This is a genomic window from Filibacter tadaridae (assembly GCF_900609045.1).
In the GTDB taxonomy this organism is placed as follows: domain Bacteria; phylum Bacillota; class Bacilli; order Bacillales_A; family Planococcaceae; genus Sporosarcina; species Sporosarcina tadaridae.
Window position 1 is genome coordinate 1 of sequence record NZ_UXAV01000026.1, and the last position, 25,908, is coordinate 25,908.

Annotated in this window: 24 protein-coding genes and 1 CRISPR repeat array; of the genes, 1 reads left to right on the plus strand and 23 read right to left on the minus strand. The window is 42.1% G+C overall.

Annotated features, from left to right (window positions below):
- The first annotated feature begins 40 nt into the window (after nucleotides 1-40).
- Nucleotides 41-339: a CRISPR direct-repeat array (repeat unit 36 nt; unit sequence GCCATATTTCCCCTACAAACTTTGCTGTGATACGAT).
- 153 nt (nucleotides 340-492) lie between these two features.
- The 12 genes from cas2 to FILTAD_RS04575 form a co-directional block, all read right to left on the minus strand.
- Nucleotides 493-813: a CRISPR-associated endonuclease Cas2 gene (gene cas2, locus FILTAD_RS04520; protein ID WP_345788885.1), complete on the minus strand. Its 321-nt coding sequence runs from the start codon at nucleotides 811-813 to the stop codon at nucleotides 493-495.
- Entirely contained in the window at nucleotides 806-1,708 is a 903-nt protein-coding gene (gene cas1, locus FILTAD_RS04525; RefSeq protein WP_124069330.1) for a type II CRISPR-associated endonuclease Cas1, read from the minus strand. Before cas1 ends, cas2 begins: the two co-directional genes overlap by 8 nt.
- Nucleotides 1,698-4,934: a type II CRISPR RNA-guided endonuclease Cas9 gene (gene cas9, locus FILTAD_RS04530; protein ID WP_124069331.1), complete on the minus strand. Its 3,237-nt coding sequence runs from the start codon at nucleotides 4,932-4,934 to the stop codon at nucleotides 1,698-1,700. Before cas9 ends, cas1 begins: the two co-directional genes overlap by 11 nt.
- Before the next feature lie 168 nt (nucleotides 4,935-5,102).
- A complete protein-coding gene (locus tag FILTAD_RS04535; protein WP_124069349.1) occupies nucleotides 5,103-6,563 on the minus strand; it encodes an IS1182 family transposase in 1,461 nt (486 codons plus the stop codon).
- Between the two features lie 527 nt (nucleotides 6,564-7,090).
- Nucleotides 7,091-7,516, minus strand: a complete 426-nt coding sequence (locus tag FILTAD_RS04540) for a VOC family protein (protein WP_124069332.1) — start codon at nucleotides 7,514-7,516, stop codon at nucleotides 7,091-7,093.
- Nucleotides 7,517-7,717: 201 nt separating this feature from the next.
- On the minus strand, nucleotides 7,718-7,993 hold the full coding sequence (locus tag FILTAD_RS04545; protein WP_238988145.1) for a UPF0175 family protein: 276 nt from the start codon (nucleotides 7,991-7,993) through the stop codon (nucleotides 7,718-7,720).
- Between the two features lie 411 nt (nucleotides 7,994-8,404).
- On the minus strand, nucleotides 8,405-9,415 hold the full coding sequence (gene moaA, locus FILTAD_RS04550; RefSeq protein ID WP_124069333.1) for a GTP 3',8-cyclase MoaA: 1,011 nt from the start codon (nucleotides 9,413-9,415) through the stop codon (nucleotides 8,405-8,407).
- A 4-nt stretch (nucleotides 9,416-9,419) separates the two neighbouring features.
- On the minus strand, nucleotides 9,420-9,992 hold the full coding sequence (mobA, locus tag FILTAD_RS04555) for a molybdenum cofactor guanylyltransferase (protein ID WP_124069334.1): 573 nt from the start codon (nucleotides 9,990-9,992) through the stop codon (nucleotides 9,420-9,422).
- A complete protein-coding gene (gene moaD / locus FILTAD_RS04560; RefSeq protein ID WP_124069350.1) occupies nucleotides 9,989-10,222 on the minus strand; it encodes a molybdopterin converting factor subunit 1 in 234 nt (77 codons plus the stop codon). The genes mobA and moaD overlap by 4 nt, the downstream gene beginning before the upstream one ends.
- Nucleotides 10,219-10,662 carry a molybdenum cofactor biosynthesis protein MoaE gene (locus FILTAD_RS04565; protein WP_124069351.1) on the minus strand — a complete coding sequence of 148 codons (444 nt, stop codon included), beginning with the start codon at nucleotides 10,660-10,662 and terminating at the stop codon, nucleotides 10,219-10,221. The genes moaD and FILTAD_RS04565 overlap by 4 nt, the downstream gene beginning before the upstream one ends.
- Nucleotides 10,649-11,170 (minus strand): molybdopterin-guanine dinucleotide biosynthesis protein B, encoded by a 522-nt coding sequence (mobB, locus tag FILTAD_RS04570; RefSeq protein WP_160117560.1) that lies wholly within the window; start codon nucleotides 11,168-11,170, stop codon nucleotides 10,649-10,651. Before mobB ends, FILTAD_RS04565 begins: the two co-directional genes overlap by 14 nt.
- Nucleotides 11,158-12,414: a molybdopterin molybdotransferase MoeA gene (locus FILTAD_RS04575; protein ID WP_124069336.1), complete on the minus strand. Its 1,257-nt coding sequence runs from the start codon at nucleotides 12,412-12,414 to the stop codon at nucleotides 11,158-11,160. The genes mobB and FILTAD_RS04575 overlap by 13 nt, the downstream gene beginning before the upstream one ends.
- 63 nt (nucleotides 12,415-12,477) lie before the next feature.
- Here FILTAD_RS04575 and moaC point away from each other — a divergent pair, with 63 nt between their 5' ends.
- Nucleotides 12,478-12,972 (plus strand): cyclic pyranopterin monophosphate synthase MoaC, encoded by a 495-nt coding sequence (gene moaC, locus FILTAD_RS04580; protein WP_124069337.1) that lies wholly within the window; start codon nucleotides 12,478-12,480, stop codon nucleotides 12,970-12,972.
- A gap of 24 nt (nucleotides 12,973-12,996) precedes the next feature.
- Here the strand turns inward: moaC and FILTAD_RS04585 are convergent, their stop codons facing one another.
- The 11 genes from FILTAD_RS04585 to FILTAD_RS04635 all read right to left on the minus strand — a co-directional run bounded on the left by FILTAD_RS04585 (nucleotide 12,997) and on the right by FILTAD_RS04635 (nucleotide 25,535).
- On the minus strand, nucleotides 12,997-13,512 hold the full coding sequence (locus FILTAD_RS04585) for a MogA/MoaB family molybdenum cofactor biosynthesis protein (protein ID WP_124069338.1): 516 nt from the start codon (nucleotides 13,510-13,512) through the stop codon (nucleotides 12,997-12,999).
- Between the two features lie 27 nt (nucleotides 13,513-13,539).
- Nucleotides 13,540-14,559: a ThiF family adenylyltransferase gene (locus FILTAD_RS04590; RefSeq protein WP_124069339.1), complete on the minus strand. Its 1,020-nt coding sequence runs from the start codon at nucleotides 14,557-14,559 to the stop codon at nucleotides 13,540-13,542.
- A gap of 68 nt (nucleotides 14,560-14,627) precedes the next feature.
- Nucleotides 14,628-16,118, minus strand: a complete 1,491-nt coding sequence (locus FILTAD_RS04595; protein ID WP_124069340.1) for a nitrate/nitrite transporter — start codon at nucleotides 16,116-16,118, stop codon at nucleotides 14,628-14,630.
- A 118-nt stretch (nucleotides 16,119-16,236) separates the two neighbouring features.
- Nucleotides 16,237-16,764 (minus strand): hemerythrin domain-containing protein, encoded by a 528-nt coding sequence (locus FILTAD_RS04600; protein WP_124069341.1) that lies wholly within the window; start codon nucleotides 16,762-16,764, stop codon nucleotides 16,237-16,239.
- 16 nt (nucleotides 16,765-16,780) lie between these two features.
- Entirely contained in the window at nucleotides 16,781-17,428 is a 648-nt protein-coding gene (locus FILTAD_RS04605; RefSeq protein ID WP_124069342.1) for a response regulator transcription factor, read from the minus strand.
- Complete coding sequence (locus tag FILTAD_RS04610; protein WP_124069352.1) at nucleotides 17,406-18,500, minus strand: sensor histidine kinase; 1,095 nt, start codon at nucleotides 18,498-18,500, stop codon at nucleotides 17,406-17,408. Before FILTAD_RS04610 ends, FILTAD_RS04605 begins: the two co-directional genes overlap by 23 nt.
- Entirely contained in the window at nucleotides 18,500-18,964 is a 465-nt protein-coding gene (locus FILTAD_RS04615) for a GAF domain-containing protein (RefSeq protein ID WP_160117561.1), read from the minus strand. Before FILTAD_RS04615 ends, FILTAD_RS04610 begins: the two co-directional genes overlap by 1 nt.
- A 49-nt stretch (nucleotides 18,965-19,013) precedes the next feature.
- On the minus strand, nucleotides 19,014-19,694 hold the full coding sequence (gene narI, locus FILTAD_RS04620) for a respiratory nitrate reductase subunit gamma (protein ID WP_124069344.1): 681 nt from the start codon (nucleotides 19,692-19,694) through the stop codon (nucleotides 19,014-19,016).
- A complete protein-coding gene (locus FILTAD_RS04625) occupies nucleotides 19,687-20,256 on the minus strand; it encodes a nitrate reductase molybdenum cofactor assembly chaperone (RefSeq protein WP_124069345.1) in 570 nt (189 codons plus the stop codon). The genes narI and FILTAD_RS04625 overlap by 8 nt, the downstream gene beginning before the upstream one ends.
- The gene (gene narH / locus FILTAD_RS04630; RefSeq protein ID WP_124069346.1) at nucleotides 20,249-21,868 is read right to left on the minus strand and encodes a nitrate reductase subunit beta; all 1,620 of its coding nucleotides are present in this window, start codon (nucleotides 21,866-21,868) and stop codon (nucleotides 20,249-20,251) included. The genes FILTAD_RS04625 and narH overlap by 8 nt, the downstream gene beginning before the upstream one ends.
- On the minus strand, nucleotides 21,858-25,535 hold the full coding sequence (locus tag FILTAD_RS04635) for a nitrate reductase subunit alpha (protein WP_124069347.1): 3,678 nt from the start codon (nucleotides 25,533-25,535) through the stop codon (nucleotides 21,858-21,860). The genes narH and FILTAD_RS04635 overlap by 11 nt, the downstream gene beginning before the upstream one ends.
- Between the last annotated feature and the right edge of the window lie 373 nt (nucleotides 25,536-25,908).

Genomic DNA, 25,908 nt, shown 5'->3' on the forward strand with positions numbered 1-25,908 from the left:
GTGATACGATTGTGGAACAGAATCAAAGACGTGGGAATCAGCCATATTTCCCCTACAAACTTTGCTGTGATACGATATGTCGACAATGTTAGGGTCAAGCGGAAGGGCCATATTTCCCCTACAAACTTTGCTGTGATACGATTTGGAAAATCGGGAGTATAGCCGGGTTACGGCCATATTTCCCCTACAAACTTTGCTGTGATACGATTGAAAGCGGCAGGATTCGGGCGAATGTTTGCCATATTTCCCCTACAAACTTTGCTGTGATACGATTGCTCGCATGTTGATTGGTTGCGTGCCCTCGCCATATTTCCCCTACAAACTTTGCTGTGATACGATCCATGTCCCTGGAGCCCTTGAAACCACTGGTTTTATAGGGCTTCTTTTTTTTAAAAAGCACTATTTTAGAGAGCATCTTTTTCCTTTAACAGACGCTTTTTTTCGCATTTTGCAATATAAAAAAAGTACCTGCATCTTTTGCAAGCACTTTCCTTAGAAAAAATCCGTTTTATTTGAACCAAAATCCTCTTCCACCGCTTTTACCCCTAATAATATTTCCATATTCTCAAATTGTCTTTCAGTAATTTTTAAACATCGAATCGCGCCATTTACTCGCGGAATACGGGAATGTAATCGATTCATATGTTTTTGCACAGCGTCCTCCCCATTACATATCCGCATATAAACTGAGTACTGTAGCATTATATATCCGTCTTTTAATAGGAATTTTCGAAACTTCGTATATTGTCTACGATCACTAGCCTCAACGACAGGTAAATCAAAGAATACAATTAGCCTCATAAATCTACTCATACCGATGTTCTTCTAGAGATACGAGATCAGGCAAAACAAGATGAGTCGCATCCGTTTCTCGACATGCAGCGATGTAAGACTGTATCATTTTATCGACCCCATTCGTTATACTTTGCTTTTCATTCCTCCAGATCGCTTCTTGATTTAAAACCCCAAATAGTTTTTCGCGAATTTCTTTTGACCATTCCATTTCCTCAGACACGTGAAGGGCAACTATTATATCTACGAAGGGACGTAGCGGTTCCATGAAATCATCCACTAAGTTAAACGCATTCGTTTGACTATCATGGAAGATTCCAATCGAAGGAATAAATCCGTATCGGACTAATGCTCGTGCAACTAATGAACGAATTATGCTATATCCATAATTCAGTGAAATATTGCGAACGTTTTCTTCCCGTCTATTAAAGTCTTGTCCAAAAAGCATCATGAAGTATAATCTAGCTCCATACGCCTCACGATTTGTACGATCCCCAGACTCTACACTGCGCGAAATTGTATAGACTTTCTGCGCTTCTTCCGCTTTATGAAGAAGCTCCAAGCACCTAGCTTGATTCTCAAGTTTTCTGATAACAACTTGTTGCCAAATCCTCTTCTTAAATGGCTTCGATAAAGCTAACTGCATTTCCATTACAACCTTTTGCCGAGAGTGACGATGAAACGGCTGCAATAATCCACTAGGCATCCGCTTCTGATCACAAACAATAAACTCAATATGATATTCCGTGCACTTACTTAACAGCGCACTCGTTATGGTTACAGCCGGTTCTTCAATTGTAATCGTGCAGATATCTTCCAGCGGGATTTGAATAGTTTCCTCTTGATGAATCAGTAATTGTTCATTCCGCGTTGAAATTTTTCCAGGGTTGCGTATTACAATATGTCTATACGCCATGACGTGTTTCCTTAGTAACTATTTGGATATTTCCGATAGGATCTACTTGATATTTTTCAAACGTTAATAGCCTTTGTACGCCTATCCGATCCAACAAACTACCTTCTTGGGAAAGAATGGTAATAGATGCGTTTTGGGTATCGGTACCTTTATAATAAAAGAAACCATCTTGCCAAGTGATTATTTCATTACTTGAATCTCTACTTTCTTTAGGTGCCGGTAGCTTAACTCGGATTAAATCATTGGGGTACATACTAAAACAAAACATAAATTCATCCGTTTTTTCCACCCATTGCGTATACGGTCTTTTCGCAGTGATAAATTTATTTAAATTCTTAACATTTTTAACCTCGGATACATAAACCGGTAACAAATAATACTTCTCATCCTTTTCATGCTGAAAAACATCCGTCCTCACAATACTCGCGTTATCCGCAATCGTTTTATCATTCAAATTCACATATAAATTCCGCTTATCCTCAATCTTAATTGACCTAATAACCGGTGCAGACTCCGGACTTTTTGAAGGCTTATAAAGCGGTTCAGTAAATGCTTTCTTGGAGTCTTTTCCATATGACAAATATCGCTCTTTTATTGCATTGTATGTTTTTAAATCTGATTCTTTTCCAAACATTGCAAAGTCCCCAGTTTTTTTATCGAAAGGAATATTTTCTAACTTCGTCTTCGATACGACAACTGTATAACCTTTTTCATTCTCATCCCTTTTTCTACGTAACGTAGCTTCGTGGATTTGGCCTTTCACACCTCGTTTAGGCATCCTCGAAACAAAAATTGGTTTTGTCTCATTAATAAACTGATCGTCATAGGAATCCGAATCTAAAGACTCCAGCGCCAGTTTAAAATGAATTGGATTTTGAAGCATCCGTGCCTCTAATTCTCTTGAAAAGCCCTCCCAAGGTTCTGGAAAGCGTCTATTTTTCTTTCTAAGCAGTTCATATACGCTCATTTCACGTTGTTTGAAATAAGCACTTACCTGATATCGAAACGGACGACTTACCGCAATGATTGCCGCATCTAATGCATGATGCAAATCATTTTCTTGTCGATTTTTATTGAATCCCCATCGTTTTCTCATCAGAGACGTATAGGCACCATTCACTGTGAATACCCGTTGCTTATCGTCCTCCTCTTCCCTAAACTTCAAATTTTCCTCAATATAATTTTTCAAGAACCTTGTAATATAGCGCGTATCATTCAGATGACGTTCTCTGAATGCTTCTTCCTCTCCGCTATCAAAATTCGTTTTAAGTAGTAGGCTCTTCTTTTTCCGCCCCAATTTTAAAGAACTCGTAAACGAAATGAACTTTTGCCATTCTATTTCATTGTGACCAAACCATTCATATGGCGTTCGATTCTGTTTATCTTGGTTCTCCTTTGTAAGTACAAGAACTTTATTCTGATTTCCATCATCAAAACTTCTACTATACGGAATGATATGATCCACCTCCGCATAACCAATCTCAAATAATTGTTCGAGCGGGATAGTTTTTAATGAATAAGCACATCGACCATCCTGCGATTCCCACAACTTATATTTTAAAATATCATGGCCCCTTGGATCTTTTATGCCGCTAAATTCTATAACAGATGATTTTGCACGTTCATTCACCGAACGATTTGTATTGTATTCTTTCGATATTTCTCTTCGTTCTTTATACGGTCTTCCCATCTCTCTAGCTAGTTCGATATACAAGTTACTAGGACTTCCATACCTTTTAATAATTGCATTTATGACTTTTCTTGATTGGGATAAAGCACGTAGAACAACGGGATTACGAATTTCTTCTTCCGGTAGAACAGGCAATAACCTTGTTTTCTTCTGATTTTTGGTTTGTCCAATTGAGTATCCACAGAAATCACAGGCCTCTTTAAATGTTTTTCCTTCTTCCATATGGACAAGAAGTTGTGTTAATGCCTTCAAAGAGAGATGAGAGAACTTAGAGAACGATAAATTGAGTAGGCTATCAATCAGCCCATCGCTGTATATCCGATTTGAAATGTTGAACTGTTTTCTTCCTTTGGTATCGACATATTGGTTTAGTAGATAGTCTTTAATATCTTGATCATCTTTAAAAACCGTCAAGGCATAGGCGATTGCGTCGTAGTCGATGGGTCTGTATTCATATACTGCATCTTTTCCTTCTGTTTCTTTTATAATTGTTCTAATTTTATATTGTCCCTCTAGAGATAGAAATGTAACTTTCTCATTAATCGCCAGTGATTTTCCTTCATCATAAAACAATTCGTTGAATCGTTCTTCCTCCTGCAAATGCAATTCTTTACGTAATGCGGTATATTTCACTTCTTTTTTCTCTAGCAACATATTCAGCACCGTTTCTCGCTCTTCTGCAGTCAATGGCCTCCCCTTTTGTTCCGGAGCTAAGATTCGTAAACGATTCAATTTATCCAATGCCCGAAACCGTTCAAAACGATATGTAAACTTAGGGGCCCTTTTTTCTCCTTTCTCTATAGAACATTCCCCAATTTTATTCATAATCTCATCTTTAGAAGCAAATGGGCGTTGGGAACCCCACATTTCTAAAAATATTTCTTTGTTTTCCTGGGTGGCGAACGAATGTCCAAACTCTTGTTGTTTATCGAATATGATGTTAATTTCATTTTCAAGATCTGCACGTGCGAAAACATGCGTATATTGCCCACCTTTGTTTCGTTTACGCCCTTCATAATCAGCCGCTTCATGAACTAAAAGCTGAGCCGTTGTCAGATAACCTTTCTCCAACATTTTCTCATGATTTTCTTTTATAGCGGATAATACAACGCCATTATCCTCTTCTTTTGATTCACTTTTTCTGTTTGATTTATATCCCCTATGCTTGGCAGCATGAATTAAGATCCGAGCAAATTCACGGTCTTGTAATTTACGCTCAAGGGCATTAACCCGCAGAAGCCAAATGTCAAAGTCGCCATCTCGCCAATCGTAAAGTGCATCTGCATGTACACTTGTTAATAACCCTTTCTCCACAATAAGCTTCCTCACCCTAGATACTCGGTATTTTCTCCTTCTTAATCGACGTCTGGAGGATCTTGCTTCCCGTCTTGGAGTGGCAAGTGAGGAGCCATCTTTGGGATTTTCAGCTACTTCAAAAATTCTTACTCCTAAATCTTCAATTCTGTTTTTATCCAAGTTAATAACTGCCCAGCCAACTGATGTTACACCGATGTCTAGTCCGATGTCATACCTCATGTTGTACACTCCCTTTAAATTGGATTTTAATATGTATACAAAAAAGTGACTAAATTACTTGAGGCCGCTGAAAAACTTACGGTTTAGATTCCGAGAGTAGGCCTAAATTGAAAAAGACGCTATTTCGTTCAAAATTGAACAAAATGGCGTCTTTTTCCTTCTTATTTCTTACTCTGATTCCCTCATTAGCGTCCTAATCCGTTTGAGATTGACCGCAAATATAGCCATCGCCCCTTGTATCTGCATGCCAAATAGACCCGCGGATGTGGCCACATCGTACCCGTGTCTATGTTTCAATTCACTATTTTTTGCTTCAATTTTATAGCGTGATTTCGCTTTTTCTTTAAACTCATCACTATTTTGAAACGCTTCTTGATCCTTGTGCTCAGTCGATTTAATTGTCACAGAATAGGTTTTACTTTTCGCATCTTCCTTGTAACAACCTTCACGAAGCGGACAAGTTTTACATTTATTGATATCAAAATAATAGGTTTGGCTTTGGTTTTGTCCTACATTTTTCTTTCCTGTACGCGCTTTTCGAATCGCCATATGACCTGCTTTACAAACGTACATTCCTGCGTCTTTATTAAACTCAAATTCATCTTCTTTTATCCGATTACCATGCGTAATGCTAGGATTTAATTTGGAGATGAGTTCAAGCTTATGGTCCTTCGCATAACGAATATTATCTTTTTCGGAGTACGCGGCATCTCCAAGCACCGTTTCAATTTCCATTCCCGTTTCTTGGCTTTTCTCAATCAATTCTTGTAGATACTTACCGTCACTTTTTTCACCCGTTGTCACAATCGCAGCCGTTATCAATCGTTCATCATTCATCGCAATATGCGTTTTATAGCCAAAGAAAGAGGAGTCTTCTGTTTTATGACCTACCCGCGCATCTGGATCCGCTGAGTAATCGAGCTGTTCTGTATAGTCTTCTACAATTTCCTTCAATACATTTAACTTCTCTCTGACCGCTGGAATATTGACAAGATGGGCTTCTTTTTCAATCACTAAAATGACTTCTTCACAATAGGCTAATTCATCTATCACTTCGTTAGAAGTTGTTTTAGCTGGGAACTTTCCTTTCATGGATTCATCGATTTGATACACAGCTTTACGTACGTTTTTCGACTTCTCCATTAAAAACTCTTTCGGTGATAGTTGGTTATAACGTGCTTTGGTATGTGTAGCGTCTAAGATGATTGTTTTACTGTTGATTAGCTTTTTGTCCAATGCAATTTCAACCGTCTTTTGAATCAGCAAGTCTAATAAACCCGCATCCTGAAGACGGAGTTTGCGGAATTTCGTTAAGGAACTAGGATCAATCGCCAGGTCTTCTGGTGCCATATCAAGAAAATATTTAAACGACATATCATATTTAGAACGTTCCACGACATCGATGTCCGATAGATCAAAGATTGATTTAAGCAATAAATATTTGAACATACGAATTGGCGACACTGCATTGCGACCGTTATCGAGACAATATTTATTCTTTAATTCTTCGTATACAAAAGAGAAATCGACAAGGTCATTGATTTGACGTAGCTGATTATCTTTTGGCACAACGAGATCGTAAATCGCCGTAAATGGGCTGAGGTTTAACGTTTCTTGATTTGAAATCATCGGGACACCGCCTAGAATTAGTCTCTTCATTATACTACAAAAAACATGAGCCATTCCTCGATTTTATCGTGGAACGGCTCATGTTTTTTGTACTTATTACTTTTAAATAACCTAAGTGAAGTGCTTAGACAGAACCAGCGAAAGCGCCTTCACAGTGGTAGCCGGAGCGATAAGACTGGCAGCGGTCTTCTGCCTGGCTTATCGCGGGAGGCATCCACGAAGCGCCGAAGCGTTTTCCATGGAGACTTTTGGTTTTAGTTTTAATAAGGGACTTTTTCAGCGGCCTCAATTACTTTAGTCACTTTTTTGAGGGAGATCCGTATAAACGGATAGGCGATCCCCAACGCCGCGGCTTTATGCCTTACCATAAGAACCCTATAAACTTTGCTGTAATACGATTCGTGACTTCCCCAAGTCACACTTATAATATATCAAATATTCTTATACTTGTAAAGTTGTATAGAAAAGTTATTTTCACTTGTTAGGAAGTACCATTTAAAGTAAGTTTAAATGCACCGTTAGAACTTTTATATGCTATTCAGTCTTCTTTTTTCACAGTTCAAGTCCCACGTGAAGCCAAACTTGTCTTTCACTTTTCCGTATTTCGCACCCCAGAACGTGTCTTGCAGTTCCATTAGTACTTTACCCTTTTGTCGTAAACTATCGTAGAGACGTCGTGCCTCTTCTTCGTCTTCGCATTGAATGGTGAGGGAAAGACCATGACTTTCGTTTTCGGGTCGCTTGTCCGCGGAGTCTGCCAGCATTAGTTGAAAATCATTCTTCTTCAGATGACAATGCATCAGGTAGTCCGCCGCTTCCGGTGGGTGTGGAAAGTTTGTATCCGAATACTTTTGCACGCCTAGGTTTTCTAAACCAAATACAGTTTCATAGAAATCAGTGGCTTCTTTTGCTTCGCCGTAAAATGTTAGATAGGGGATTGCTGAACCTTTCATTTCGATTCCTCCCTTGAGTTATTCATTTCTATATCTTTTAATTCAACATTGGGAAGATTATTCCCTTTTTCGATTGATTTCATCTTGGATTAATAGAAGTCTATTGAATCCCGCTTCCGCGCTTGGGGATGGCTTCGGCTACCCCCGATAAGGCGCCTTCGCTTGATTTATGTAGATAGTCATTTATTCAACCTTACTATTTCACTTTTCCCCATTACTACTATCTCCCATTATTTCACGGATTGCTCGTTCGTCGTCATGTAAATGTTCTTCAGTGTATTCCATCCATGAAATTTTCTTTAAACGTAATAGGTCTATAAATTTTCCTATTGTTTTTCCTGACAGCTCTCCCGCCTTGGCGAGAGTCACTTGCTTTTCAACAAAAAGTCCGATGGCTAATGATACTTTTACCTTGCCATCAATATTTATTCCGTCTAAAGAATTGATTAAGGGTAGAAATTCGGTCGGTAAATTCACTTAAAAAAAATCCATTGCCATAATAATCACTCCTTGTTATTGGTATTGTATCATCAGTGACGCGAATTCTCTTACAATTACTCCATCTAATTCACCCGGTACCGGTTTCTGATACCATTTGCGCTCTTCAAATTGTGGCAGAAGCTGGCATCCGGATTGAAAGAGGTCCACTGAATACGCGTCGGCGCTCGGGGATGCCTCCCGCAATAAGCCGGACAGAAGTTCACTGTCGTCTTATTGCTTCGGCTACCCCTTTGAGGCGCCTTCGCTGGTATGTAACACATATCCCACACACCCGGTGCCGGTTTCTGACACCATTTACGCACTTCAAATTGTGGCAGAAGCTGGCATCCGGATTAAAAGAGGTGCACTATCCCTTACATCAAATAAAGACGCTGCCGAAGCAACGTCTTATCCACCTATATAGCTCATGCCAATTTTTTTGCGGTTTTTTGCTGTTTGTTCTGTGCGCTCGTCTGAATAACGATCTCCACGGTTTGCCCATACACCGCTAATTGCATCTTGTAATTCTTCATCCGACATTCCGCTGCGGATTAAGTCGCGCAAATCGAAGCCACCCGATGCGAATAGACATGTGTATAATTTTCCTTCCGATGATAATCTTGCGCGCGTGCATGTTGAGCAAAATGATTCTGAAACGGATGTGATGAAGCCAACTTGTGCACCGTTGTCTTTATAGCGATAACGTTTTGCAACTTCACCATAATAATCTTGTTCCACAGGCTCTATATCATATTCAGCGTTTAGCATGTCGAAGATTTCCTTTTTCGTGACCACTTTTTTAAAGCTCCATCCATTATCATTGCCGACATCCATAAATTCAATGTAGCGCAGAACAATGCCTCGTTCTTTGAAATAGGCAGCCATTGGCAGTATTTCGCTTTCATTGACACCTTTTTGAACGACCATATTCACTTTTATTTCAAAGCCGATATTCTGGGCATGATTAATATTCGCTAAAATTAGGTCGGGTTTAATCCCTCGGCCATTCAGTTTGCCGAAGATTTCCGGATCAAGTGCGTCAAGGCTCATATTCAAACGACGCAATCCCGCGTCATACAAGGGTTGTGCATATTGACGAAGTAAAACACCATTTGTTGTCAGCCCAATGTCTTCAATGCCATCTATTTTCATCAGTTTCGAAACCAATGCGGGCAAATCCCTACGCATAAGTGGTTCTCCACCTGTTAAACGTAATTTCTTTACACCGAGTGACGCGAATAATTTCGCAAGCCGCTCGATTTCTTCAAATGATAATAATTCATTTTTCGGCAAAAAAGCATAATCATCACCGAATATTTCTTTGGGCATGCAATACGAGCATCTAAAGTTGCAACGGTCCGTTACCGAGATACGGAGATCCCGAATCGGGCGACCGAGTTTGTCTGTGATTGCTTTCATTTCTTCAGCCCCTTTCCAATTCGTCAGGCGTATTCATATTTGTGAACACGAGCCTTTCACCGTCAGTCAATGAACTTCCCTCAATCCATGTTGCTTCACTTTCAGCTAAAAGTTTCATAACGCTTAGCTGGTTATTGTTCAATGCCTTCTGCAATTCGGATTTCAGATGGCTATCCCATATAGAAACAAGCGGGTGAGCTCGTCCTTCCAAGATGACAGCCGTGATATCTTTTTCGTGAAACGTTTCCAGCTTTCCAATAACAGCTTCACTTACATACGGCATATCACAGGGCAATACGATATAGCGGTCCGCTTGCACGAATTCTATAGCAGACAGAATCCCTGCAAGCGGACCGCGTCCTGCATATTCCGTCTTATCAATTATAACATGCGCATCTGTCTGAAAGTCTTTCACAAGTTCTGGCCGCGTCACGATAATAATTTCATCACATTGAGCTGTGAGCGCCTTGATAGCGATTTCGTAGAACTTCAAATCGCCTAGCTGTGCAAATGCTTTCGGAGAGCCGAAACGTCTGGACAATCCACCAGCCAGTATAACGCCAACCGTTTCCGTCATCCTCCACTCACTGGTGGGATGAATGCACAAACATCCCCTGATTGGATGATATCTTCTTTCAATGCATATTCTTCATTCACCGCTACATGTACTGTGCTTTTACCGAAGCCCGGATACGTGTCTTCGGCCCAATCCAACAGTTTTTGGACGGTCATTGAATCCGATTCAATCGTTTCTTCCGATTTACCGGTCAACTCACGGAGCCTTGCAAAGTAATTGACTGTAATCATTCTGAACCATTCCCTTCTGGATACTTTTTCTGTGCACCAATCCATTCTTCTCCGTTTTCCCAAATCTCTTTTTTCCAAATGGGAACAATCTCTTTAATGCGCTCAATCGCGTATTCATTGGCTTCATATGCCGCCTTTCTATGCGATGAAGACACGGCAATGAGTACGGCAATATCCGAGATATGCAACTCACCAATTCGGTGGACAATTGCTACTTTCACGCCCGGCCACTTGTCTTCCATTTCAGCACCGATTTGAGCCAATTTCTTCTCCGCCATTGGAATATAGGCCTCATATGCTAAATATAATGTGCGGATTCCGTGCGTCCATTCCCTTACATTGCCTGTGAAAACGGTAACTGCCCCCGCGCCGGCATGTAAGACATAATCCGCATACTTCTGTATTTCTATTGGTGTTTCAACAATTTCATACGGTTTCATCATGCTCTTCCCTTCCTATCCAATCAAGCAGCCAAAAGTCCAACTGCCGGTCTTCCGCCCTTGACGAAATATGTGGATAGTCAATCGCTGTGTCAGGTGCTCCCACTACAAGCTGTACGCCTTGTACGTTGTGCAGCGATTGCCAATCTTCTTCGCTTCTAAGAAGAACGACTTTATCCCCCATCTGTTCTTTATAGCCTTCAATCAGTAAAACATCCGAAATACGGGTGATAGCGAGTTGCTTTAACTGCGTGAAGTCGGGTTCCTCATTCATCAGCAATTGAACCGCACCTCCACCTGCAACAATAGAGACGTCGGCGCCTGTCGTGAAAAACTGCATCGCATCCGTTTCTGAGTCAGGCATGCTAAGTGCACCACCGTGACCGTGATGCTTTAAAACTGCAACGGAATAACCCATCTTTTTCAATAAACGGACCCATCTTGCAATCAGTGTTGTTTTTCCGCTATTTTTATAACCGATTACATGTAACGTTTTCACAGCACCCACGTCGCATCGCCTTCTTCCATACACAGGAGCAAGACATCCACTTCCGTTCCCGTTTCGTACCCACGGGTTCCACCCGGTAAAACGATAATTGCATTACCGCGTGCAATCGAAGATACTGCGCCTGATTTGTTGAAACCTGCTGGTCGAACCGTTGCACCGGCAGGCGTCGATTCGTAAATTGCCCGTATAAAGCGAGTAAAGGGATTCGCTTTTTTGAAGTCCTCACCAAGAACCGCCTTCGCATAAGGCAAATAAACTTTTTCTGATTCCATCATTTTCAGCAACACAGGTCTCGCAAACAATTCAAATCCGGTAAAACATGCGGATGGGTTGCCCGACAAGCCAAATAAGAATTGCTTATCCGCTAGCGCAACAGTTGTTACACTACCAGGACGCATTGCAACTTTATTGAACAACACATCTGCGCCAAGTCTTTCATAAATAGCGGGTAAATAGTCGAAGTCTCCTACTGAAACACCCCCCGTTGTAATGAGGACATCCGTTTCACGAAGAGCTTGTTTTACAGTTGCCGTGCAAGCGTCAAGGTCATCGGCAAGCATACCGTATGATTTTGAATCCAGCCCCATACGAGCCAACTGTGCGGCAATCATCGGACCATTGGAGTTACGAATTTTGCCAGGTACCAATTCTTCCTGCACGTCAAGAAGTTCTGTCCCTGTTGATAAAATACCTACAATGGGTTTTTTGGCGACGATTACTTCTGCGTAGCCGAATGTTGCGAGCAATGCGATGGTGCCTGGATGAATGAACGTTCCCGATTGAATGAGTTCTTCACCTTTTTTTGCATCTTCACCTTGTGCTGAAATATTTTCATTCGCAATAAACGGTTTGCGAAGTGTAAATCCTGTTTCTGTTTCCACTGTTTGTTCCAACATAACGACCGCGTCCGCATTGTCAGGAATAGGTGCACCTGTCATGATGCGTATCGCTTCCGACTTGGCAAGACTTCTTTTTGCTAGTTGCCCTGCACCAATATGATCGATGACGGTAAACGCAATCCGATTCTCACCAGATGCACCAAGTGAGTCTTCAGATCGAATAGCAAACCCGTCATAAGGAGACTTGTCAAAAGGGGGGACATCGTGTTTTGCAATGATTGGTTCAGCAAGTATCCGCCCATATGCTTCTGCAAGTGCAATTTTTTCGCTACCGAGCGGTTGAACACGGTCGATTACCCGCTGGATCGCTTCTGAAACGGCTATCGGTTTTCTCATTTCCATCACAACATATCTCTCCTTACTATCAATGGTATACTAAACATAAAACAAATCGAAAGGATGTCCTTTATGACTGAACTGACCCATTTTAATGAACAGGGGCGCGCTAAGATGGTTGACGTCTCCGGTAAATCAGAAACATTCCGAACTGCAATTGCGAAATCCTCCATACGTGTGAATGAACAGATTCATTCTCAAATTTCCGAGGGAACAACTAAAAAAGGGGATGTCTTTGCGGTTGCTCAGGTAGCTGCTGTCATGGCTGCCAAACAGACATCGACAATCATCCCGATGTGTCACCCGCTTCCACTGACGGGAATTAATGTCCATTTTGAATGGCTCATCGCACCTGAAGATGATCATTTTGAAATAGCCATCACAACGGAAGTGAAAACAAAAGGACTGACCGGCGTCGAAATGGAAGCACTTACAGCTGCATCCGTTGCAGCATTGACTGTATACGACATGTGTAAAGCTGCGGGGAAAGACATGGTCATCGGCCCGACTTACTTACAGTCTAAAACAGGTGGAAAAAATGGAGATTATGAGCGTACAGACAACTGATTGTCTGTACGTTTTTTTCTGCTGTTAATCGCCCAGGTGTTTTGTAAGTTCATGATGAATGTGATGCAATTCCGGTAATACTAGTTTCTCCATCGCCAACTCAATCGCTTTAAGAGATCCGGGTAACGCGAAAATAACCTTGTCTTTTACAATACCTGCTGTAGCACGGCTTAACAACGCTTTTGAACCGACGTCTTCTGTGTAGCTTAGCATTGTAAACAGTTGGCCGAAGCCATCCATCTTTTTCGTGAAATACGGTTCAAGCGTTTCTGGCGTTACATCTCGGAAGCCGATGCCTGTCCCACCTGTCGTTATAATGCCATGTACATTCGGATTGCGCAGCCATTCCTCGATAATTGACTCGATTTCCATCTTATCGTCTTGGCAAATCCATGTTTCGAAAATTTTATGTCCAGCCGTCTCAAGCTTGGTACGAATGGTCCATCCACCTTTATCATTCGAAATTGTTCGTGTATCACTAATTGTAAGGACACAGTATATCAATTGTTTTTGTTCATCGAATTCATGTTCAGTTGACATCGTTTCCACTCCTTATCTTCCCTGCGCTTAGCCGAAAAATTGATGGTACATTTTCCTGCCTACTTGAATATCTTTCAATCCATGAATGAGTAACCGGCCATTTGCAAATACAATACAGCGGTGATCGTTCGATTTCATCTCAACAAAATAGGGTGTTTTCCGATAGGGATTGCCAAGTCGTTTCGCAACTTCTTCTACCTCGGTAAGGGAAAGTACCCGGCCTTTTTCGGGTATGACTTGTACTGTATCACGTCCACAAAGAACAGCGTACTGCGTACCATTCCCCGTTTGAAGGGATGGATAGGACGGATTGGTTCCACACGTTTCACATGACGGGTTTTTCATCCGAGAGATTCCCGCCTCGATGTTTGTGTTCGCCCAACTATCATAATGAAGTACCTTTTTACGCATCGCATCCGTATTTCCAGTTAACCATTTGAGCACTTCTGCACTTTGATGGGCAGCCGTGATCTGAACTGCGGGGGAGATGATACCCGCCGTATCACATGTTTCGTTCACAGCTGGAAGGACAGGCAAGAGACACCGGAAACAAGCGGACGCACCAGGAACAAACGGAAACATTGTGCTTGTACTTCCCACACATGCACCGTAAACCCATGGGATATTCTTTTTCCAAGCTATGTCATTTATAAGTAATCTCGTCTCAAAGTTATCCGTCGCATCCACAATGATTTCAATATCATTCGCTAGACTTTCCAATAGAGGACCATCAATATGGTCAAGAACTGGTACGATTTGTGCGTCACTACGAATCGCTTTCAATCTGCGCTCAGCCGCAATGACTTTCGGCGTTCCGTCAATAGCATCTTGCTCCGTAAATAGTTGTTGCCGTTGTAAATTCGACGGCTCGACATAGTCACGATCAGCAATAATCAACTTACCCACACCAGCCCGGATAAGCGTTTCTGAAATTGCCGTTCCCAGTGCACCGCAACCAATGATAAGAGCCGCAGCATTGCCAATACGGTCTTGCCCTTCTATTCCAATTGGCTTAAAAAGCGTTTGTCTTGAATACCGGCCCTCCATTTGACGTCCTCCTTATCCTTACACAATAGAGCAAGGGCCCCCAGCCTTAACGACCGGATGCCCTCTTCTTATTCCGGTGTTATATCAAGGAAAGTCCCAACGTATCGGACAATGTCCCCGGAATCATCTTTAACTGTTGCTATTGTTAACATTTCAAGATAGTCTTCACCATTTTTGTGTTTGTTCCATAGTTCACCTTGCCACTGACCATCATTTCCGATTACTTCCCACATCTCTTTATAGAATTCGGGCGACTGTCTACCAGCGCTCAGCATATTCGGATTTTTACCAAGAGCTTCACTTTCAGTAAATCCAGAAAGTGTCGTAAACGCAGGGTTGACGGCCTTTATATGTCCTTTTGTATCAGTTACGATAATCCCTTGTGCAGTTGAATTGAATACCTCTTTTTGAAGGCTTAAACGATCCATATAATAGAGCCAAACGACGAATATGAGACTAGCAAGCGCAACTTGTGAAAACGCCATGAATCCAATTGAGTACGAGCCCGTAATCGAGTAAATAACCGATAAAAGAAGAGGTGGGAAGAAACCACCTAATCCGCCCATCATTGAAACGATACCATTAGCGATACCCGCTTGCTTGTTGAAATAAAAGGGAACGAGTTTGAAAATGACACCATTTCCAATACCGGCACTGAATGCAATAATCATGACACCCACGGTATACAAACCGATAGCTGGCGAAAACGCTAGGATAAAGGCTGCAAATGTGATTCCTGAAAAAACACCCATTAAAAGGAACAATGGTTGAAACTTATCTGCTAGCCAACCACCTACCGGGCGGATAAACGTCGCAACTGCAATGAAGCCAGCTGTCCGCATTCCCGCATCAACTTTGTCCAAAGCAAAATAGTCGACAAGGAAATTCGGCAAGAAAATCGTGAATGCAACGAATGAGCCAAATGTAAGAAAGTAGAAAAGGGAGAAAAACCAAAGCTTCTCATTTTTATATACACCTTTAATCTGTTCAACGATTGACGATTTCACTCTAGGTTCCTGCTTGTCACCTAAAAAGAAGTTCAATGCAGCAAAGATAAGTAATAGAATGAGATAGAGTTTAACAGTCATCGACCAACCGATTTGCGTTGCTATCACAGGGGCGGCAAATGTCGAAATCGCTGTACCCATATTACCCATTCCGTAAATCCCGTTAATGAGACCGTGTTTTTCTTTTGGGTAATATTTCGGCAAAGAAGTTACACCAACAGAAAATACGGCCCCACCGACCCCAAGGAATATCCCCCCGATAATTAGGTCAGTGAAGGATGATGCTGCACTTATGTAGAAAACGGGAAATAACAGGATGATAAAGCTTACTAAAAATATAACTCTAGCGCCGAACACGTTTGCATAGTAACCGAGTGGAATTCTAAGAATCGAACCCAACACAACCGGCACAGCTGTTACAATTGCGAGTTTACCAGCCGGAATTGCAATATCCTCCCGAATAAATGGCATAAGGGAAGAAATAAGAACCCACACCATAAAGCCGACAATCAAGTTAGCTGTTTGTAAAGGCAATTGCATTTTTCTCACCATCAGGATCAGTCCTATCATGAATAATTTAGTTACATAATGAACAGTGCTGTATGACAAGGCAGACAACAGTAATGGCTATTCCACTGACAGGCAAGAAAACTTCCTATACCCGGTTTTTTTATAATATTGATGTGTACAGTTGCTCATATAATTTATCCTGTTCTTCAATCCGCAGTATATTAGTAACCATCGGGAATAGGATTGCTTCTTCTTTAACGAAGTGAACTGTAATGACTTCAAATGCTTCGCCTGCATCCCGAACAACATCTTTCATCTCTTGCATCGTTAACCCACTCAGATCACCGCGAGTATGGTGAAGGAAATGTCCGATATACGCATCGATTTCCTCATGCTCTTCTTCTACAGCATTAACAGGACCTTGTTCACTCCCCACGTATTTTGCCAAGAGCGGAAAAAGGAATTCCTCTTCTTTGTCTGTATGATTTTTAAACGGTTCGATGAATTCGACAATCAGCTTCCGTAGCGATTGCAATGCTTCACTGCCTTCTTCCACCGTGTATACATCTCGTTCGAAACTTAGAACGATTACATGCCAAATCTCCATTAAATGCGACAAATAATGATGTTCATTTTCTAACACGCACAACGCCGGGAGATCGAATTTGAATTTAGATTCTTCAGCCAAAGCTAACACCACCTGGTTAAAAGTTTAAAAGTTTTTTCTTTAATGCGTATTGGACTAGTTCAGGTCTTCCTTTCAGTTGAAGCTTTTCCATAATTTTTGACTTATGGGCTTCCACTGTCTTCACGGATATATATAGCTTTTCGGCAATCTCTTTATTTCCATACCCTTTCGCAATGAGTGGCAACACTTCAATTTCACGTTTCGAGAGAATTTTGAAGGGGTCCGTTTCCACACTATCTGCGCCTTTTTTGACAAACTCCCGTACGAGTGAAGTTGCCATTTCAGGGTGAATATATGTACCATCGTCATGCGCAACACGGATGGCCTTGAGTAGTTCTTCATCCGGAGCATTTTTTAGCACATACCCTGACGCACCATTTTTCAGCACATGAAATAAATATTCATCATCATCATGCATCGTCAAAATAACAATTTTCGTTTCCGGAAAATCCTCTTTAATTTTACCAGTTGCAATGAGTCCACTTTCGCCAGGAGGCATGCTAAGATCCATCAGCAATACGTCTGGCCGGTGCTTGGCAACCAATTCGTATGCTTCCAATCCATCAGCAGCTGTCGCAATGACTTCCATATCCTCTTGGTAGTTTAATATATGCATGAATCCGCTCCGAACAACTGCGTGGTCATCCGCGATTATGATTCTCAACTCCTGGACCTCCTTCACTTGATGAATGTAGCAATGGAATTTTCAACGTGATGCTGGTCCCTTCGCCAATCAATGACCTTGTTTCCAATTGTCCATCCACTAATTCCGCCCGTTCTTTCATACCGTACAAACCAAGTCCCGTGCCAATCGGTTGATTATGATTTACATCGAAGCCGACACCTTCATCTTTTACAAGTAACTCCAGAAACCCTTGTTCTTCAAAAAGCCGCACATTGATATCATCTGTACCTGCATATTTAAGTGCGTTGAACACAGCTTCCTGGCAAACCCGGTAAACGACCGTCTCAATTTCACCTTCATAACGCTTCGACTGCAATTCAGCAGAAAAATGAACGATTAGTCCATAATTTTTTTCAATCCACTTAAAATGTGTTCTAAAAGCCGCTTCCAGCCCAAGATCATCAAGTGTAGCAGGCCGTAGTTCAACAGACAGATGTCGAATATCGTCCAAGAGGTGCATTAAGGAACCTTCTGTTTGTTGCACTTTCTTCAGCACTTCGTCATCGATATTCATGTATTTCAATACACGAATATCGACTAAAGAACTTAAAATTTCTTGTGCGACACCATCATGCAATTCTCTTGAAATTCTTTTCCGTTCATCTTCCTGTGCCTTGATGATACTTTTCATCATTGTTCGTTGATTGAGCATTTCTTGCGTTCTATATTGCTTGGTTAAATCCCGCAACATAAATGCACGAATCCCGTTTTCTTTATCAATTGTCTGATAGCTGGCAGTATAAGGAATAATCCCTTTACCCACTGTATCCAGATAGACTTGGAACGAACTTAAGTCTTCTGTTGGATTTGATAAATAGCACGACATACATGTTTGCAGCTCATGTTCATTTGTATAGCCCTTACATGTCATACAAATTGCTTTCGGATCACCTTCTGCCATCCGTTTAAGTACTTCTGTATCCAAAATCTGCTGCGCAGCATTATTCATCGCGATTACTTTACCAACTCGGTCAAAAAAGAAGATGGCTTCAGCTGAATTGTCGTACATTTTTATTAACAAATCCGTCAGCTGAAATTCATTTATACGCATCAAAGCCTAAACATCTCCTTATTGTAAAATGGGCCAAATTCCGGGCCAATCGCTTGCTTAAGTTGTGTGAATTGCGTAGCTGTAAGTTTTCTTCCTTCACGGCATGCGACAAGTAGTATACCGTGAACCCGATTCGATTTATAAAGTGGAATAGCACCGACACTTTTCAACCCTTCCCCAACAATGAGCAAATAATTATGTAGATCATTTTTCATTAAACTAGGAGCCATATCCTCAACAAGCATCGGCTTCCCCGTTTTTAACACATTGCCCGCTACACCTTTACCAGTCCGCAAAACAATTCGTCGAAATCGGTTACTATGATTGCCTGTTGCGTAGGTCCATTTCAGTTCAAAAAGTTGGTTTGTAGATTGAACAAGTGCCAGTGCAACAAAGTCAAAGTTAAATTGTGTTTTTATCTGTTCAATTTCCTTTTGATAATTGAACGTCTTCTGTATAGTCATATACTTTACTCTCCATGTAGAAAAAGTCGATGATGACTTCTCCTCGCGTTTATTTCCTAGGACTTCTTCTATACAGAATATAGCTTCTTCCCACATAGTTCAATGGAACACTCCATACATGAACGAGTCTTGTAAAAGGCCACATTGCAAAGATTAGGAATCCCGTCAGAATATGAATTTTAAATGCGAGTGGTGCAGCTGTCATATAAGCTGCTTCGGGTTGAAAGATAAGTAATGAACGGAACCAGATTGAAATTGAACTCCGGTAATCGAATCCCGGATTAAGATTATTTGTCACAAGTGAACTGTATACACCCATAAAGACGATGAAAAGAAGAAGTGAATTAACGATTAGGTCAGATTGAGACGACAACTGACGTACATTTTTCTTTGTAAAACGTCTTGACGTAAGGATGAACATTCCGACAAGTGTTACAACTCCAAAAAAACCGCCACCATAGACAGCACCAACATGATACAAATGATCACTAATGCCTAATGCTTGTGTCCATTCTTTCGGGATTCCAAGTCCCGCGATATGTCCCGCAATAACCGGAATAATACCGACATGGAACAGGATACTCCCAATCATCAATTGTTTTTTCTCGATGAATTCACTCGATTTTGCAGTCCAACCAAACTTGTCGTTTCGGTATCTAAAAATATGACCTACTACAAATACAGCCATACACACGTAAGGGAAAATAACCCACAAAAATTGATTACTCATGAGTTGGAGCCTCCTGTCGAATACAAGATTTAAATGTCTCCCTCATCCCCTTAATGAGATGGAAGTAAGGGCTGTTATACTTCTCTAATGCTTTCATTAAGTAATAAGTACCGTCCTCTAATACTGCTAATAGCATGGAAAAACTTTGTTGCGCCCGTGGATCACCTATCCACTCAGCAGCGTAAATGAATTCACACATAAGCGGTAGTAAATCGGATAACTCGGAATCCGGCATATTCATACCGAACATTTCATAAAGCACTTTCAGCTTCGCCAACATTTGACCGCGTTCTTTTGCATCTTCATACTTTACATACGTCATAAACAGCGTTGAATCTTTTTGGAAATCCAGTGTGTAGGTGTACATTTCCTGAATCTCATCCAAGCTTTTTTCATGCATTAAATCCCAATATTTTTTAACATCTGCATAAGCCGGGTGGGAAGAGTCAATTGACTCTTCCAAAACCGACGGATGGAAGCTTATTTTTTCGGGATATGTGAGCTGATTGGCAAAGAATCCGAAAGCCTGTTTTTCATCGTATAACTTTTGAAGGTCAATCACGCCAAATCCCTCCGTAGAAGTTCTCTTCATAAATTTCCTTACCTGATTTCTTAGGCGTTGCTGATCCGCAACCGTCACAACCATCATTGGCTGCTACGCCTGAATAACTGAATTTGCTTTCAGCAGTTCCCATACTGTAATCGCCCATTCCGTCATGACCCGCAGAACCTTCATACCCCGTAGATCCTTGTGCACGATACGCGTTCATATGCCCTTCTCGGTGTGAAGTCGGAATAACGAAGCGGTCTTCATACTTCGCAATTGCAAGCAATCTGTAAAGCTGTTCGATTTGGTGTGCCGTTAGTTCAACACGCTCAAGCCTAGAATTGTCAAAGTCTTTACCTGACGATTTTGCACGCATATACGAACGCATCATTGCCATACGTTGCAATGCTCCTTTCACTGTTTCCGTATCCCCTGCAGTCAACATATTCGCAAGGTATTGAATCGGAATACGCATTTCTTCAATTGCTGGGAAAATCATATCCGGGTTTTTGATGGAATCTTTACCTTCAAAGTAGTTCATGATTGGACTCAATGGCGGAACATACCAAACCATTGGAAGAGTACGGTATTCCGGGTGAAGTGGGAAAGCAAGTTTATACTCAATCGCTAATTTATAAACAGGTGAGTTTTGAGCTGCTTCTATCCACTCTTCAGATATTCCATCTTTTCTTGCTTGTTCAATCACTTCTGGATCACTTGGGTCAAGGAACAAGCTACATTGTGCTTTGTATAAATCTTTTTCGTCCGGTGTAGAAGCAGCTTCAAGGACGCGATCTGCATCATATAGCAATACGCCCAAGTAACGGATTCTTCCTGTACATGTTTCTGAACAAACTGTTGGAAGTCCTGATTCAATACGCGGATAACAGAATGTACATTTTTCCGCTTTATTTGTTTTCCAGTTGAAGTACACTTTTTTGTACGGGCATCCCGTCATGCAGTAACGCCAGCCGCGACACGCTTCCTGGTCTACAAGCACGATGCCGTCTTCCTCGCGTTTATAGATTGCACCTGAAGGACAAGATGCAACACAACTCGGGTTTAGGCAATGTTCGCAAAGTCGTGGCAAATACATCATAAATGCCTGCTCAAAATTGAATTTGATTTCTTCTTCAATTTTGACGATATTCGGGTCTTGCGGGCCAGTTATGTGTGCACCTGCAAGCTGGTCTTCCCAGTTCGGACCCCATTCAAGATCCATATATTCGCCCGTAACGACTGATTTAGCACGTGCTACAGGTGAATGTTCACTTTCCGCTGCATTTGTTAGTTTTTCGTAATCGTATGTCCATGGTTCATAGTAATCCTTCATTTCAGGCATATCGGGGTTGTAAAAAATTTTACCCAATGCGATTTTAGAAAGCTTTGAACCAGATTTCAGTTCAAGCTTTCCTTTTTTATTGATATGCCAGCCGCCTTTATAGAGCTCCTGGTCTTCCCAACGTTTTGGATAACCGATGCCCGGCTTTGTTTCTACGTTGTTGAACCACATATACTCGGCACCTTCCCGGTTTGTCCATGTAGTTTTACAGGTAACACTACAAGTATGGCATCCGATACACTTGTCGAGATTCATCACCATTGCTACTTGTGCTTTAATCTTCAAGCCAATTGACCTCCTTCATTTTACGGACTGCTACGTACTCATCCCGTTGGTTTCCAATCGGTCCATAATAATTGAATCCGTAACTAAGTTGTGCATAACCGCCAACCATTTGCGTCGGTTTCATATGGATACGTGTCGGTGCATTATGACTTCCGCCCCGCTCTTCCGTAATTTCCGATCCTGGTACTTGGATATGCTTATCTTGCGCATGGTACATGAACATTGTTCCTTTTGGAATCCGGTGACTGACAACCGCACGGGCTGTAACGACGCCGTTTCGGTTATATACTTCCAGCCACTGGTTATCATCGATGCCATGTGCTGTCGCATCCACTTCCGAAATCCAAACCGTTGGACCCCCGCGGAATAAGGTAAGCATATGCTGATTGTCTTGGTAAGTCGTATGGATATTCCATTTACCGTGTGGCGTCAGATATCTGAGTACAAGTGAATCTTGGCCACCGATAATCTGTTTGTCACTTGAGCCGAATACCATCGGCGGCAACGTCGGTTTATAAACAGGTAATCCTTCACCGAATTCAAGGAAAAGCTCATGATCCAAGTAGAAATGTTGTCTACCCGTAAGCGTTCTAAAAGGCACTAACCGTTCGATATTCGTTGTGAAAGGTGAATATCTACGTCCAGATTTGTTGGAACCGCTAAATACAGGCGTCGGAATAACTTCTCGCGGTTGTGCTGTAATACTGGCAAAAGTGAAACGCTCTGCAGCACGATCAGCTGATATGTCTTTCAACTCCACACCCGTTGTTTCTTCTGCTGATTCAAAGGCTTTTTGTGAAACACGGCCATTGGTTGCAGAGGAAAGTGTAAGCATAGCTTCAGCTGCTTGTTTTGCAGTATTCAGTTTCGGCAATCCGTTTTTGATCGTATCGTCGAAGTACGTTCCATTGATGCCTTTCATCATTTCATACTCATCTGCAACAGAGAAACTGACGCCATGCGCGCCGACTTTACCTGTAGCCAATAACGGCCCAAGCGTTACGTATTTATCGTAGACTTGTGTGTAATTTCGTTCCACAATCGTCATCCCTGGCATCGTTTTGCCTGGAATCGCTTCAACCTCGCCTTTTTTCCAATCTTTCACTTCGCCAAATGGCTGTGCAATTTCTTGAACGGAATCGTGGCTGAGTGGCATTGTGATTAAGTCTTTATAGACGCCCGGTAAATGTGTTTTCGCCATTTCAGAGAATGTCTTGGCAATTTCCCGATAGATATCCCAGTCGGAACGAGATTCCCATAATGGATCGACTGCCGGGTTAAATGGATGCACAAATGGATGCATATCAGTCGATGAAAGATCGTGTTTTTCATACCATGTTGCTGCCGGCAAGACAATATCCGCATATAACGGTGTAGTTGTCATACGGAAATCGAGTGCGACAAGCAAATCAAGTTTCCCTTCCACCTCGTCACGCCAAACGATTTCTTCAGGTTTCACGTCTTCGTTTGGTGATGCTAGAAGACCACTGGAAGCGCCAAATAAGTGTTTCATGAAATACTCTTGCCCTTTAGCAGAACTTGAAACGAGATTCGAACGCCAAACGAACATTGTACGCGGGAAGTTCTCCGGTGCATCCGGGTCTTCAATCGCGAATCGAATTTCATCAGACTTTAATTGTTCCAATGCATAATTGACGATTTCTTCCGTCGATGTCTTACCTTCTTTCGCCGCTTCTTCGGCAAATAAAAGACTATTCTTGTTGAATTGCGGGTATGAAGGAAGCCAACCGAGTCGTGCAGCTAACACATTATAATCAGCAGGGTGTTTGTAGCGCGCTTCCCCACCAGTAGGTGACATTAGCAATTCCGCACCCATTTCTTCGTATTTCCATTGATCTGTCGCAAAATAGAAGAATGATGTACCGTTTTGAAGTCTTGGAGGTGCCTGCCAATCTCTTGCAAAAGCAATAGAACTCCAACCTTCAATCGGTCGTACTTTTTCCTGACCAACATAATGCGCCCAACCGCCGCCGTTTACGCCTTGTGAAGCAGTTAATGTTACTAGATTTAAAATCGAACGATAAATTGTATCACTGTTGAACCAATGGTTGATGCCGGCTCCCATGATAATCATTGAGCGTCCATCCGTGTCGAGGGAGTTCTGCGCAAATTCGCGTGCAATCTGCGTCACAAGCTCCGGCTTGACGCCTGTTATTTTCTCTTGCCAAGCAGGTGTATAGAAAGACTCTGCATCTTCATACCCTTTCGCTTCCAAGTCGCTTCCCTTACGGCGAATACCGTACTGACTCATCATAAGGTCATAGACGGTTGTCACAAGTTTTTCCGTTCCATCTTTGAATTTCACTTTTTTGACCGGTATAGGACGATTGAACGTGCCATTTGCCACATTATCAAAGTACGGGAATACGATTTCTTCCCATTGTGCTTCGTGTTCCAAAATGGATAAGGCAGGTTCCACACGCGTACCGTCTTCATTTTCAAGAATTAGATTCCAATTGACGTCATTTTCCCAACGTTGCCCCATTGTTCCGTTCGGTACAATAATCTCGTTAGTTGCTTCATCGAAAATGACAGGTTTCCAGTCGGCATGCTCGGATTCACTTCCGAGGTCACTTGAACGTAAGAAACGACCCGCTTTGTAAAGTCCTTCATGATCTTCAAGTGTGATAAGGAACGGCATATCTGTATATTGTTTTGCGTAGTTGATAAATGCCGGTTCTTTTCGTTGTTCATAAAACTCATCCAAAATAACATGCGTCATCGCTTGTGCGACTGCGGCATCTGAACCCGGATCGGCGGCAATCCAATCGTCTGCATGGACAACACTTTCTGCATAATCCGGTGCGACGGAAACGACTTTCGTGCCTTTGTAACGGACTTCAGTCATAAAGTGGGCATCCGGTGTTCGCGTAAGTGGAACGTTGGATCCCCACATAATGATATAGCCAGCGTTAAACCAATCACTAGATTCCGGAACATCTGTCTGTTCACCCCAGATTTGTGGTGAAGATGGCGGTAAATCGGCATACCAGTCATAGAAGCTAAGCATTTCGCCACCGATTAGCGAGATGAATCGTGCTCCTGATGCATAACTGACCATGGACATCGCTGGAATCGGCGTGAAGCCGGCAATCCGGTCAGGTCCATATTTGCGAATCGTGTAAATGAGCTGTGCAGAAATCATCATTGTTGCATCGCGCCAATTGACGCGTACATGCCCACCTTTTCCACGGGCTTTTTTATAGTCATCCGCTTTAACGGGATCTTCAACTATGCTTGCCCATGCTTTAACAGGATCTTTATGCTCTGCAAGTGATGCATTCCACATGCGCCACAATTTCCCGCGTACGTAAGGATACTTCACTCTTAGCGGGCTATATTCATACCAAGAAAACGACGCACCACGCGGGCATCCCCTTGGTTCAAATTCGGGCATATCCGGTCCACATGAAGGATAATCGATTTGCTGATTTTCCCATGTGATGATTCCGTTTTTTACAAACACTTTCCAACTGCATGAACCTGTGCAGTTTACGCCATGTGTTGTGCGGACAACTTTATCGTGAGACCATCTTTGACGGTACATGTTTTCCCAGTCACGGCTTTTTTCTTCTAAAATCGACCAGCTTCCTGAGTAACGCTCAACAGGTTTAAAATAGTTTAAGTCAAACTTCTTTTTCTTCATCGGATGAAACACGCTCCTTTTCAGAATGATGAACGATGAAAATGAGGGAATTGAATAGTTTGTTCATTCATATACCCTACATGTTAAAGAGTAATCAATGTTATTCATATTAGGGAAAGTCCTATACCGTTGTTTTTCACGTTTTCTTTTTTGGCTCTGACAAAATATCGTCATATCTCGCAGAGCTAGAGCTGGGGGTGGATTAAAAGGAGTCCATTGAATGCCGCTTCGGCGCTTCGTGGATGCCTCCCGCGATAAGCCAGGCAGAAGAGCACGAGGCCGCTGAAAAAGTCCGACTCTCTTCAAATCCCGTTGATTTTCGTTCCGAGCGGACGCTTTCCGCGGGCACGGCTTCAGCCGCTTCCCTCGCTGC